The following is an 11,845-nucleotide window of genomic DNA, read 5'->3' as shown; positions in this document are numbered from 1 at the left end:
GTACATGCACAAATTTTCACCAGCTGCCCACCGGCAGTTTCTTCCGGGCACACCGCAGCGCAAAAAGACCCCGGCCACAGCTGAAGCTGTTCCGGGGTCTTTCATGATTCTGTTAATTATTTCTCATCGTAGAGTGTAACTAACTTCTCAAGGTAAGCGTACTTATCTTTAGCGTTCTGCTCTGCCTTAGCAAACAGCTTCTCAGCTCTTGCCGGGTTCTTAAGTGCGAGGGATGTGTAACGAACCTCACCCTTGATGAACTCCTGGTAGTCAACGGTAGCCGGCTTGCAGTCAAGGCTGAACTTCTTGCCCTCAGCTGCCGGGTTGAATCTGAAAAGGTTCCAGTAACCGGACTGAACAGCAAGTTTCTCCTCTGTCTGAGCCTTTGCCATACCTTTCTTGATACCGTGGTTGATACACGGAGCGTAAGCGATGATCAGGGACGGTCCCGGATATGCCTCAGCCTCAGCGATTGCCTTGATGGTCTGGTTCATATCAGCGCCCATGGAGATCTGTGCAACGTATACATAGCCGTAGCTCATAGCGATTGCAGCAAGGTCTTTCTGCTTAACTTCTTTACCGCCTGCAGCGAACTGAGCAACAGCACCTGTCGGAGTAGCCTTGGAGGACTGTCCGCCTGTGTTGGAGTAAACCTCAGTGTTGAATACCATGATGTTGATATCCTTGCCGCTTGCAAGTACGTGGTCAACGCCGTTGAATCCGATATCGTAAGCCCAACCGTCACCACCGAAGATCCACTGGGACTTCTTAGCCAGGAAATCTTTGTTCTTGACGATGTCCTTGCATGTCGGGCAGTCAACGTTCTCAAGAGCAGCTACGAGTTTGTCAGTTGCAGCACCGTTTGTAGCACCGACACCGAATGTGTCTAACCACTCCTGGCATGCAGCTTTTACTTCTGCTGTAGCGTTCTCGTTTGCAGCAACTTCCTCAACTTTAGCCTTTAAGCCATCGCGGATTGCCTGCTGAGCGAGTAACATACCATAACCAAACTCAGCGTTATCCTCGAACAGGGAGTTAGACCAAGCCGGTCCTTTGCCTGCCTTGTTTGCTGTGTAAGGTGTGGACGGTGAAGAGTTACCCCAGATAGAAGTACATCCTGTTGCGTTTGCGATGTACATTCTGTCACCGAATAACTGTGTGATCAGTTTTGCGTACGGCGGCTCACCACAACCAGCACATGCGCCGGAGAACTCAAGGAGCGGCTGTTTGAACTGGCTGCCCTTTACAGTTGTCTCTTTGAATTTATCGATTACATCCTGCTTGATGTCAAGTGTCTGGCCGTAGTTGAATACTTCCTGCTCTGCTGCGTTGCCTTCAAGCGGAACCATGGTAAGAGCCTTCTCACCCTTCTTGCCCGGGCATACATTCGCACAGGAACCACAACCGGTACAGTCAAGTGCGGAGATCGTCATAGCGAACTTGTACTCCGGCATACCTGTCATCGGGATTGTCTTTGTACCAGCCGGTGCGTTAGCAGCCTCAGCCTCTGTCATAGCTACCGGACGGATTACTGCGTGCGGGCAGACATAAGAACAGAAGTTACACTGGATACAGTTGTCCGGATTCCAAACCGGTACGTTTACTGCGATACCACGTTTCTCGTATGCAGCAGAACCGGACGGAGTTGTACCGTCAACATACTCTTTGAATGCGGATACCGGGAGGTTGTTACCTTCCTGAGCGTTTACAGCAGCCTGGATGTTGTTTACGAAGTTGATAACATCCTCGCGGCCCTCTGTAGCGTGAACCATGTCAAGACCTTCGTCTGCGCAGTTCTTCCAGCTCTCCGGAACTTTCACTTCTACAAGTCCCTTAGCGCCTGCATCGATCGCTGCCCAGTTCTTCATAACAACGTCTTCACCCTTACGACCGTAAGTAGCCTTTGCAGCTGCTTTCATAAGCTCGTTTGCTTTGTCAGCCGGGATGATCTTTGTTAATTCGAAGAATGCGGACTGAAGGATCGTGTTGATACGGGTCGGGCCCATGCCTGTCTCGATACCAAGTTTAACACCGTCGATGGTGTAGAATTTGATGTTGTGATCAGCGATGAACTTCTTAACCTGTCCCGGTAAGTGTTTCTCAAGACCCTCAGCATCCCACGGGCAGTTGAGGAGGAATGTACCGCCGTCAACAAGCTCCTGAACCATGTTGTACTTGCGGATGTATGCCGGGTTGTGGCATGCAACGAAGTTTGCTTTGTGGATCAGGTATGTGGACTTGATCGGAGTATGTCCGAAACGTAAGTGGGACATTGTAACACCGCCGGATTTCTTGGAGTCATAATCGAAGTAAGCCTGAGCGTACATGTCTGTGTTGTCACCGATGATCTTGATGGAGTTCTTGTTGGCACCTACAGTACCATCAGCACCAAGACCCCAGAACTTACAGTTTGTTGTTCCTTCCGGAGTTGTAACGAGCGGAGCACCTAACTGTAAGGAAAGGTATGTCACATCATCGTTGATACCGATTGTGAATCTCTTCTTCTCTGTGTTCTCGTATACAGCAACGATCTGTGCCGGTGTTGTATCCTTGGAACCAAGACCATAACGGCCTGTGAATACCGGAACCTTATCGAACTTGGAGCCCTTTAATGCTGCAACAACATCAAGGTATAACGGCTCGCCGATGGAACCCGGCTCTTTTGTTCTGTCGAGTACGGAAATCTGCTTAACAGTATCCGGAATTGCCTCGATCAGGGCTTCTGTGCAGAACGGTCTGTACAGACGAACTTTGACAACGCCGACCTTCTTGCCCTGTTTTGCAAGGTAGTCGATCGTCTCCTCAATTGTATCGTTTACGGAACCCATAGCGATGATAACGTGCTCAGCGTCAGCAGCTCCGTAGTAGTTGAACAGCTTGTAATCTGTACCGATCTTAGCGTTTACTTTATCCATGTACTCCTGTACGATTGCCGGAAGAGCATCGTAGTACGGGTTACATGCCTCTCTTGCCTGGAAGAAGATATCCGGGTTCTGAGCGGAACCTCTCTGTACCGGATGGTTCGGGTTCAGAGCGTTCTTACGGAATGCATCAATGGCGTCCATATCAGCCATTTCTTTTAAATCCTCGTAATCCCATGTCTCGATCTTCTGGATCTCGTGGGAAGTACGGAAACCGTCGAAGAAGTTGATGAACGGAACTTTACCCTTTAATGCTGCAAGGTGTGCAACCGGTGTTAAGTCCATAACCTCCTGTACGCTGGATTCGCAGAGCATTGCGCATCCGGTCTGACGACAGGCGTAAACGTCGGAGTGGTCACCGAAGATATTTAAAGCGTGAGTTGCTACACAACGAGCGGATACGTTGAATACGCCCGGAAGCTGCTCACCAGCGATCTTATAGAGATCCGGGATCATAAGAAGAAGACCCTGAGAAGCTGTATAAGTTGTTGTTAATGCACCTGCTGCAAGGGAGCCATGTACGGCGCCGGCAGCACCTGCCTCGGACTGCATCTCGGTGATCTGTACCGGCTGTCCGAACATGTTTGTTCTTCCATCAGTTGCCCATTCATCGGTAGCTTCCGCCATCGGAGAAGAAGGGGTAATCGGGTAGATGGCTGCTACATCCGTAAATGCATAGGAAGCATGAGCGGCTGCATGGTTACCATCCATGGTTTTCATTTTTCTTGCCATAGTTGATTTCCTCCTGTAAAGTGTATAAATATGTAAATATTTATTTAACTAGCTTGTGTCCTGCATACACAGAACATCTATAGATTATTATAGCAATTTTTCCCTAAAATGCAAATCAAAAACACTGGAATCATGTACCAAATCATAAACAATATTAAAATTTCCGTACCATCTTTCCACATTATGGAATATTATCCGCATTGTGAGAATAGTTATTTGGTTAGTTCTAAGAAACTAATATTTCAGCTCCGAGTTAGCTTTGGCAAACCAATACATCAATAAAGACCTTTCATTTTGATATGTATTTCCTTTAAATAAAAAGTGGCGATCCAGGAAATGTATTTTATTCCTGTTCACCACTTTTTTATATAAAGTAAGGATTTAATTTTCCATGCACTCAGCTGACCAGTTTTTTCAGCCACGGATAATCCGTTCTATGTGACAGACTCGGTCTCTTACCGGCAAGTGAAATCCTCTTCTGTCTCTTACTGCCCATTCGGAGAAATCAGCCCCATGTCAGATGGTGCCTGGTTCGTCTCCGCCGCAGCCGCCGTCGTGGCCTCGTTCACATATCCTGGACCATAATTCTCGCCCGGGGATGGCACTGCCGTTGTCGGCGCAGCTGTTGTCTCCAGTGCCGTCGTCGCCGCCGCTGTTGTCTCTGCAGGTGCTGCTGCCGTTGTCTCTCCCGCTGCCTCAGAGGACGCAGCCGATGCATCGGCAGATGCAGATTCTGTCGCTGCCACAGTACCGGAAGTGTTGCGCTTGATGGTCGCCGCCTTTCCGGTGTAGGTGCTGTTGTGGAGAAGCACATCGCTCACAACCTGTCCGTTCTTCTTCGTGATCAGCTTTGTCTGCCATCTGCTGCCCGGAGTTGCCGCTTTCGCAACGACCTCTACACCCGGCTCCAGTGTTGGATCCTCGACGTAGGTCGGTGTCGGCGGATCCAGCTCCTTAATCTTCTCAGAATGCATGGAAACAGTCACGCCGTCCTCCAGAATCGGATTTCCGTAGATGGATACCGTCAGTGTCTGGTTGGAGTATGCCGCCTTGATTCCCACTGCAGTCTTTGAGTTGTTTACAAACCGCAGATCCGGACCGGCATAGCCGTCGTAGCTGACCATTGCATCCTCACCGGGAGTTACATAGGACGGCTCGTAGGTATGGGCATGGCGCTCAGTGGTCTTGAGACCTGCGAATACGACCGCATTGTAAAGAGTCGAGGACACCTGGCAGACACCGCCACCCGGTTCCTGTACCACAACGCCGTTTGAGTAGGCGCCCGCCGGTTTGTAACCTTTTTCCGTTGTACGGTTTCCCGTCATCTTATTGAAGGAGAATTCCTCGCCAGGCTTAATGATCGTTCCGTTGATCGCCGCGCAGGCAAGACGGATATTCTCATTTCTGTCCTTGTTTGTCGTTGTCTTTGTCGTGTAGGTTCCGATGCGCTTAAAATTTTCCCGCGCCTGGGCCTCCGTGATCTCCGGCTGGACCTCGTCTGCTGTCGCCGTGATCGTCTTATTGTACTCTCCCGCCTTCATAGCAGAGAGAATATCGGATGTGAGTTTCTCCTGATCGATCTTCTTTCCGGTCTGGGCACCGGCAAATGTGAATTTATCGGATGCCTTATCATAAGTAGAGATCGATCCATTCTTCGGCTCCACATCCCATTTTGCGGCAAGCGCTTTTACTTCCACCTGAACCGCATCATCGAGACCGTCAGTCTCCACGGTATAATCCCCGGATTCCTTCTTCGCAAATGCTTTTTCGATTACAGCGTCCACATTCGCTTCCATCAGGTTCGGGAGATCCGCGGTCTCATCGCCGAAGGAGACCTTCATCTCCCAGCCCATATCTTCCAGGACCTTCTTGATCGCCTCTGTTTTTGTCAAACCATGGACCTGGACTCCGTTCACAGTGATCTCCGCTGCCATCTCTGTCTCAGGCTCTGTCGTCTCTGTCTCCGATTCACTTTCCACGCTGGTTTTATCGTCTTCGGACCGCGCGCAGCTCTGAAAGCCCACCGCCGCACAGATCAGTAAGATCAGAACTCCGATCACGATCAGTACGATCTTTGCCATATCCGGTCCCTGGCGTCTTCCGCGCCGTCTTCCGGAACCTCCTCTTCTGGATCCGGTTCCCCGGCTTCTCGCATTCTGGACTGCCATGATGCGGTCCGCGCTGCTTGACTGGCGGGAACGTCTTCCGCCCGCTCTACTGTTTCTGTATGTGTCACTCATTTCTTCTCACCTTTTATCTTAAACCATTGATGTTCTCTGCTCCGTCAGTTCAGTATTTCAAGGGTGCAGATATGCAGGTACTAGTATAGCATAATTTATAGAAAATGGAATAACAGAAATCTTAAATTTTATTCACAATTTTGTCTCAAATATGTTAAACTAGGTAACAGTTGGAAATTATTTCGGAAAGGATATTTATTATGAAATTAATAGATCTTCACATACACTCCACCGCCTCCGACGGCTCCTTAACTCCCACGGAGGTCGTAAACCGCGCCAACGATCTCGGTCTCACCGCAATGGCCCTCACGGACCATGATACCGTCGCAGGAATCGACGAGGCCCTTGAAGCCGCAAAAGATCTTGACATGGAGGTCATCCCGGGAATTGAGGTCTCCTGTATCTATAAAGGAAAAGAGATCCATATCCTGGGGCTCTACATTGATCATAAGGATCCGAAGCTGCTCTCCTTTCTAAAGGAAGCGTCCAGAAAACGCTATGACCGCAATATGGAAATGTTGGCCGCATTTAATAAGGATGGATTTGAGATCACTGAGGAAGATCTCCTCTGCGGAAATCCCGGAACCGTCATCACCCGTGCTCATTTTGCGAGAGCGCTCTTAAAGAACGGATATGTAACTTCCGTTGACCAGGCTTTTAAAAAATATTTAAACCCGGACCGCCCATATTACCGCTCCAGGGAACTTATCACCCCGGAGGAAGTTCTCGCGACACTTCTCGGCTCCGGCGGTTTCCCGGTTCTCGCCCATCCGCTCCAGTATAAGCTCGGCTGGGCCGGCACGGAGGAACTCGTCTCCATGCTCACTGACCATGGTCTCCGCGGTCTCGAGTGTTTCCACTCTTCCAATAACCAGGATGAGAGCGGAAAGCTCCGCAAACTCGCAAAAAAATACTCCCTCGCCCTCACTGGCGGCTCTGACTTTCACGGTGCCGCAAAACCCGATATCGAGATCGGTTCCGGCCGCGGTGGGCTTCGGGTTTCGGCGCTTTACCTGGATGATATCAAACTTTCTATGTTCATGGCTGGAATGGGCAGAAGCTAAACAGCTATTGTTCTCAATATTTGCCGTACCGCCGCAGAGATCTTCGCCGCCAGCCTATGATCTCCCCCGCCGGAAGTTATTCCGACAACCGTATCGCCGTCTTTCGCGATTCCCGGAAAATAAAAATCACATTGATCCCGGTTTGACGCATTGTTTACCGGGATCTTTTTTTTGCGGCAGTCACAGACTATCTTTTCATTTACCTCCGGGGCTGCTGCTGCAAGAACAAATATAAATCGAGAAGCTTCTCCCACATTTCCCAGACTTTCAAGGTCCGTCTCATCATATCGTTTTTTCTTCCAGAGAACCTTTTCCCGCAGTTCCTCACATACTTCCGGAGATACAACAGTGATCTCGCACCCGAACTCCAAAAGCGTCCGCACCCTCCTCATCGCGATCTTTCCGCCGCCGACTACAAGCACTTGCCGCCCCTCAAGGTCCACAAACAATGGAAAATATGCCATTTTTTTCGATCCTTTCCCAGTTTTTGGTACATTTTCGACAGTCCGCCCTGCCTCCGCCAGATCTTTCCCATAAATTCCATAAAAATCCAGTTTAGATTGTTAAAATTTTATCCATTCCGTCGATTGTTTTTTCCTTACCCATCTGGTAGAATTCAAATCGTTAAAAGAAAAACGAAGTGACAAAGCAAAACAAGCGTAACTGGAATGAAAACAGGATTCGTAACAGCTGCCATGTATCCGCCCGGAGAACTGTCGGAGACAGCTTTCACAGGCAATGGCACTAAGAAGTTACAGCCAGTTACAATCACCTTTTAAGGAGGTAACGAATTATGAAATTAAAAATGAGAAACATTTCCAATCTTGATACATTTTTCAAAGTCATCAACCAGTGTGACGGCGCTGTTGAATTAAGTCTTCCGGAGGGCGGAAGCGTAAACTTAAAATCCAAGCTCAGCCAGTACTTCTCAATGGCTACCGTATTTTCTAACGGCAGTATCAAGGAGTTAAGCCTCACCACTCACAACGATGAAGATTCCAAGCGCCTGATCCAGTACATGGTTCAGGGCTGCTAAGCAGATCACAATAAAGCTGTCCCCACCGCGCCAAAAGGCAGCGGCAGGTTTAGCCCGCCGCTAGTCGGCCATAACAAACCCTCTGGCAGCCAGACTGGAGAGCAATTCTTCCTTCCTTGCGAAGAAAGTTCCCTGTGCCATCTGGCTGCTGCCCCCGCCTCTCCCGGAGAGTTCCCCATTTAATTCCTTCGAGAGAGCGCGCATATCCTCGCTCTGGCTCCCCAGAACATAAGAGAATCCCCCATTCACACTTTCTGACAGAGCGAGGACAATCCCCCCCTTCTTACCTTCCAGCGCGAAATTCACAAAATGGCGGAGTTCCGTCATATCGAGTCCGTCTTCTATCCAGCAGATCTTGCTATTTCCACCGTTTAACTGATCCGCATAGATCTTCATGAGTTTTCTTGACATCTCCGAGCACTTTGCCTGCGTCATCGTCAGCTCATTTTTTACCTTTTCCACAGCATCCGCAGTCTTTCCAGCCTTTGCGGATAAAAGAACAGAGATCTTCTGAAGCTCTTCTCTCTTTTTCTCATAATCCATAACTGCAGCCTCACCACAGAGCAGGGAAATTCTCACGCCGCCCTTGTAGTGGATCATGGTCAGGAACTTTACAAGTCCGATCTCCCCCGTCGTCTTCACATGGGTACCACAGCAGGCACAGGTATCACCGCCAGGGATGCTGACAATACGGATAGCACCGGTGAGTTCTTTTTTGCTCCGGTAATCCATATGGGCAAGTTCCTCAGCAGACGGGAATCCCGCATAGATCTCCCGGTCCTCCCAGATAATTCTGTTTGCCTTCTTCTCAATCTCCATGAGATCTTCCCACTCTAACAGGCCATTGAGATCGATGGTGATCTCCTCAGTCCCCATATGGAATCCCACATTGTCATACCCATACTTCGCGTGAATCAGCCCGGACACAAGATGTTCGCCGGAATGTCCCTGCATATTCTGGAATCTTCTGTCCCAGTTGATCTCACCTGTCACAGTCTCACCGACCGCAAGCGGCGCATCCGTATAGTGGACGATCTCTCCCTTTACATCATGGACTGCCGTTACATGCGCTCCGCCAAGAATTCCTGTATCATATGGCTGTCCGCCGCCTTCCGGATAGAATGCGGTCTGGTCCAGAGCCACCTCATATCCTTTTTTCCCTTTTTCGCAGGAAAGTACTTTCGCCTCGAATGTGCGGATATATGCGGAATCATAGAATAGTTTTTTCATAATTCGTTTCTCCTCTTATATTTCTGCTAGTGTACCCAGGCGCCGCTGCCGTCCACACGATATCCATCCGGAGCCACCGTGTTGGTCAGCAGGCTGCCATTTTCATCTGAAAAGTACCACTGGTCTCCAATTTCAAACCATCCTGTCGCCGCATAGCCGTCCGCGTTCAGATAGCTCCAGCCGGCACTGTCCGATCCTTTCCATTTATATAGACAGAAAGCTGCTGGATCTTCGCGGCCGCCAGTGACGGAAACGCAGAAGCTCCAATGCCAAGAAGTGCAGCTGCACCGATCATTCGTATCTTCATCGTGTTTTTCATACTTTCTTCCCATCTCTTATAAAAATTGCTGCGGGTATCTTTGCTGACTTTTCACTTTCCCATCATACCACATGAAGCAGCAAAAGTACACTCACGTTCGGTCCATATAGAATTTTTCCTTCAGCAACTGCTTCTGCCGGGAATGAACTGCAACATTTTTCATCTTCAGAGTGAAAGTCTGACATGCCATGATGCATATACTGGAAGTGTAAAGATAATTCCGGAGGAATTAACATGAGTGATTTAGCTGCTACAAACTGTGGATGTGGATGCGATGCTCCGGCATCAGGATGCGGCGGATGCGGCAACAACATGATCTGGATCATCCTGCTCCTGTGCTGCTGCGGCGGATACGGACATAACGGCGGTGGATGCGGATGCGGCAACGGCTGCGACAACAGCTGTATCTGGATCATTCTCCTTCTCTGCTGCTGCGGCGGATGGGGAAATGGATGCGGTTTCGGCTGCTGACCGAACCGGCATCTCAAAAGACTGCGGGGCGGCTAACGGCCGCCCTTTCTGTTCGTTCTCTCTGTATTTTCTCCTTTCTGAGGTCTGTTTTCCTTTCTTCTCCTCTCGCACTCCTCATCGATCTCGTAGACAGCATTTCCATCTATGACAAGTCTTCCCACGTTTTCTCCTCCCTGGGCTGGAGCCCCTTTCCCTATATTTTATTCCCCTGTCCTCTTTTCCGTGCATTTTTCGCATGAATCCGCCGGTCCTCTCATATATTGTCACATGCAGGAGGTCCCAATATGAGTGAAAAAGATTTAAAGCTGACCGACCTGGACTATGCCACAGGTGATCATCACTTACAGATGATGAAGGCCGCTCTTCCCTATCTGGATATCAGACGGCAGCGGTCTCTCTCCATGTTCATCCGTGCCAGGGAGATGATGCACACCATGGAATTTTTCCGGGAGAACGATGACGGGATGATGAGCGTATGTTCCCTGGAGTCCCCGAACCCATCCGTCGAAGATATGCTGAGTGCAGTCCGCCCATATGCAAATAAGGCGGAACAGGATACCATCGATATGATCTCTCGCTTTCTTGCCAGCCGCCGCGGACGATCCGGTTCCGGGCTCACTCCGGAACAGCTGTTTTCCATTCTTCCCCCGGATATGCAGGCACAATACGAAACCCTGCAGTTAGTCATGCAGAGTTTTGCCCCAGGAGGATCTGCCCATGGAACAACATGATCAGGAAAGATCCTGGAAATCAGATCCGCGGCTCCATCACATGGATGCGAAAAAGATCGCTTTACTGGCTTCCTTCGCCGATGAACTGGCCGCAGCCCCAGAAGCTCAAAGAATGAATCTATTTTTAGATCTGCACAGGAAGATGCGGCAGTCCAATCTGGTTTTTTCCAGCGAGGAGCGGGATCTGCTCTTTTCCATCCTGACAGAAAATCTGTCACCGGATGGCAGAAAGAAGGCAGAAATGATCCGTCGCCTTGCCGGACAGTTCCCGCCAAAATAAGGCGTATCCTGTTCCAGCAAAATTTTGAAAAGTCTGCTGCGGGTAAAGCCATCAGGTGCATATAGTCAAAAAGATCCCTGGAATTTCGCCACCAGTGTGTGTGATTTCAGGGATCTTTTAAATTTCGTTTTACTGAAGCATAACTCCGGCCATATCCGCAGGTCCCTCTGCGAAACGGTACGTCGTTCCATCTATCTTCCGCTCTCCTGTCACCATCGCTTCGGAGGCGTCGAGATAATACCATCTGCCTGTGCCTGCATCCTGATACCAGCCGGTGATCATATATCCACCTTTGTCAAACTGGTACCAGATTCCGCCTTATATGCCACAGTCCACTTCGCGGTTCCATCCGCAGTCCACACAGGGTCTAATGGAACACCGATGCTGCGGTTTAGCGGAGCCATATCCACGCAGAGTCAGATCACTTCTTTATCGTCGTAATCGCTGGACTCATAACGGTAAAAATCGGAACCTTTGAGGTCAAAATACGATTTTCCTTTTTTGCGGAATTCGTAACCGTCATCAGCCGTCAGTTCGATCTGGAGGCGGGCACAGTAGGAAGAATTCCAGTTGTCGATATCACTGTCGTTGATAATCTCGCAATCTACCACAGAATATCCGGTTCCAAGATTCGTGATCTTCACATATCCATCTTTCGGACGAAACGACTCAAATTTCAACTTTACACGTTCGATCTTCACCGGATCGCTCTCTGCCGCCAATGCGGTAAATGACCAGATCGCACAGAGACATACAGCCATTAAAAGCCTTTTCCATATCTTCATCAGAAATCCACCTCTATGCTAGTTTTTCCTTCTTTG

General features: G+C 49.4%; 13 protein-coding genes. 5 read left to right on the top strand and 8 right to left on the bottom strand.

Annotated elements, in window-relative coordinates:
• Window positions 1-116: 116 nt before the first annotated feature.
• Window positions 117-3,653 (bottom strand): pyruvate:ferredoxin (flavodoxin) oxidoreductase, encoded by a 3,537-nt coding sequence (gene nifJ, locus ABCW45_RS08690; protein ID WP_343220653.1) that lies wholly within the window; start codon window positions 3,651-3,653, stop codon window positions 117-119.
• A gap of 485 nt (window positions 3,654-4,138) precedes the next feature.
• On the bottom strand, window positions 4,139-5,893 hold the full coding sequence (locus tag ABCW45_RS08685) for a VanW family protein (RefSeq protein WP_117483692.1): 1,755 nt from the start codon (window positions 5,891-5,893) through the stop codon (window positions 4,139-4,141).
• 200 nt (window positions 5,894-6,093) lie between these two features.
• Here ABCW45_RS08685 and ABCW45_RS08680 point away from each other — a divergent pair, with 200 nt between their 5' ends.
• Window positions 6,094-6,957, top strand: coding sequence for a PHP domain-containing protein (locus ABCW45_RS08680; RefSeq protein ID WP_117566559.1), 864 nt, complete (start codon window positions 6,094-6,096; stop codon window positions 6,955-6,957).
• On the opposite strand, the gene ABCW45_RS08675 is transcribed toward ABCW45_RS08680, so the two are convergent.
• Window positions 6,954-7,421 carry a precorrin-2 dehydrogenase/sirohydrochlorin ferrochelatase family protein gene (locus tag ABCW45_RS08675; RefSeq protein ID WP_343220652.1) on the bottom strand — a complete coding sequence of 156 codons (468 nt, stop codon included), beginning with the start codon at window positions 7,419-7,421 and terminating at the stop codon, window positions 6,954-6,956. The two genes, ABCW45_RS08680 and ABCW45_RS08675, sit on opposite strands and share 4 nt — an antisense overlap.
• A gap of 329 nt (window positions 7,422-7,750) precedes the next feature.
• Here ABCW45_RS08675 and ABCW45_RS08670 point away from each other — a divergent pair, with 329 nt between their 5' ends.
• Window positions 7,751-7,993 carry a hypothetical protein gene (locus ABCW45_RS08670; RefSeq protein ID WP_015554641.1) on the top strand — a complete coding sequence of 81 codons (243 nt, stop codon included), beginning with the start codon at window positions 7,751-7,753 and terminating at the stop codon, window positions 7,991-7,993.
• Between the two features lie 60 nt (window positions 7,994-8,053).
• Here ABCW45_RS08670 and ABCW45_RS08665 read toward each other — a convergent pair whose 3' ends face one another.
• Window positions 8,054-9,223, bottom strand: coding sequence for an alanyl-tRNA editing protein (locus ABCW45_RS08665; protein ID WP_015554642.1), 1,170 nt, complete (start codon window positions 9,221-9,223; stop codon window positions 8,054-8,056).
• A gap of 26 nt (window positions 9,224-9,249) precedes the next feature.
• Window positions 9,250-9,555, bottom strand: a complete 306-nt coding sequence (locus ABCW45_RS08660; protein ID WP_117483695.1) for a hypothetical protein — start codon at window positions 9,553-9,555, stop codon at window positions 9,250-9,252.
• A gap of 221 nt (window positions 9,556-9,776) precedes the next feature.
• On the opposite strand from ABCW45_RS08660, the gene ABCW45_RS08655 reads away from it, so the two are divergent.
• Window positions 9,777-10,013: a chorion class high-cysteine HCB protein 13 gene (locus ABCW45_RS08655; protein WP_117469690.1), complete on the top strand. Its 237-nt coding sequence runs from the start codon at window positions 9,777-9,779 to the stop codon at window positions 10,011-10,013.
• 32 nt (window positions 10,014-10,045) lie between these two features.
• On the opposite strand, the gene ABCW45_RS08650 is transcribed toward ABCW45_RS08655, so the two are convergent.
• On the bottom strand, window positions 10,046-10,174 hold the full coding sequence (locus ABCW45_RS08650) for a hypothetical protein (protein WP_343220651.1): 129 nt from the start codon (window positions 10,172-10,174) through the stop codon (window positions 10,046-10,048).
• 123 nt (window positions 10,175-10,297) lie between these two features.
• Between ABCW45_RS08650 and ABCW45_RS08645 the strand changes: the two genes are divergently transcribed.
• Window positions 10,298-10,744 (top strand): hypothetical protein, encoded by a 447-nt coding sequence (locus ABCW45_RS08645; RefSeq protein WP_015554644.1) that lies wholly within the window; start codon window positions 10,298-10,300, stop codon window positions 10,742-10,744.
• On the top strand, window positions 10,731-11,024 hold the full coding sequence (locus ABCW45_RS08640) for a hypothetical protein (RefSeq protein ID WP_117469691.1): 294 nt from the start codon (window positions 10,731-10,733) through the stop codon (window positions 11,022-11,024). The genes ABCW45_RS08645 and ABCW45_RS08640 overlap by 14 nt, the downstream gene beginning before the upstream one ends.
• 129 nt (window positions 11,025-11,153) lie before the next feature.
• On the opposite strand, the gene ABCW45_RS08635 is transcribed toward ABCW45_RS08640, so the two are convergent.
• Window positions 11,154-11,336: a hypothetical protein gene (locus ABCW45_RS08635; RefSeq protein ID WP_425518599.1), complete on the bottom strand. Its 183-nt coding sequence runs from the start codon at window positions 11,334-11,336 to the stop codon at window positions 11,154-11,156.
• 104 nt (window positions 11,337-11,440) lie between these two features.
• Entirely contained in the window at window positions 11,441-11,809 is a 369-nt protein-coding gene (locus ABCW45_RS08630) for a hypothetical protein (RefSeq protein WP_343220649.1), read from the bottom strand.
• Window positions 11,810-11,845 lie beyond the last annotated feature (36 nt).

The organism is Pilosibacter fragilis (genome assembly GCF_032490495.1).
Classification (GTDB): Bacteria; Bacillota; Clostridia; order Lachnospirales; family Lachnospiraceae; genus Pilosibacter; species Pilosibacter fragilis.
The sequence above is the reverse complement of the archived record's forward strand: the minus strand, read 5'-3'. Positions and strand labels throughout refer to the sequence as shown.

Coding starts and splice junctions, on each gene's coding strand:
- nifJ (WP_343220653.1), bottom strand. CDS start 3,653: ATGGCAAGAAAAATGAAAACCATGGATGGTAACCATGCAGCCGCTCAT.
- ABCW45_RS08685 (WP_117483692.1), bottom strand. CDS start 5,893: ATGAGTGACACATACAGAAACAGTAGAGCGGGCGGAAGACGTTCCCGC.
- ABCW45_RS08680 (WP_117566559.1), top strand. CDS start 6,094: ATGAAATTAATAGATCTTCACATACACTCCACCGCCTCCGACGGCTCC.
- ABCW45_RS08675 (WP_343220652.1), bottom strand. CDS start 7,421: ATGGCATATTTTCCATTGTTTGTGGACCTTGAGGGGCGGCAAGTGCTT.
- ABCW45_RS08670 (WP_015554641.1), top strand. CDS start 7,751: ATGAAATTAAAAATGAGAAACATTTCCAATCTTGATACATTTTTCAAA.
- ABCW45_RS08665 (WP_015554642.1), bottom strand. CDS start 9,223: ATGAAAAAACTATTCTATGATTCCGCATATATCCGCACATTCGAGGCG.
- ABCW45_RS08660 (WP_117483695.1), bottom strand. CDS start 9,555: ATGGGAAGAAAGTATGAAAAACACGATGAAGATACGAATGATCGGTGC.
- ABCW45_RS08655 (WP_117469690.1), top strand. CDS start 9,777: ATGAGTGATTTAGCTGCTACAAACTGTGGATGTGGATGCGATGCTCCG.
- ABCW45_RS08645 (WP_015554644.1), top strand. CDS start 10,298: ATGAGTGAAAAAGATTTAAAGCTGACCGACCTGGACTATGCCACAGGT.
- ABCW45_RS08640 (WP_117469691.1), top strand. CDS start 10,731: ATGGAACAACATGATCAGGAAAGATCCTGGAAATCAGATCCGCGGCTC.
- ABCW45_RS08630 (WP_343220649.1), bottom strand. CDS start 11,809: ATGAAGATATGGAAAAGGCTTTTAATGGCTGTATGTCTCTGTGCGATC.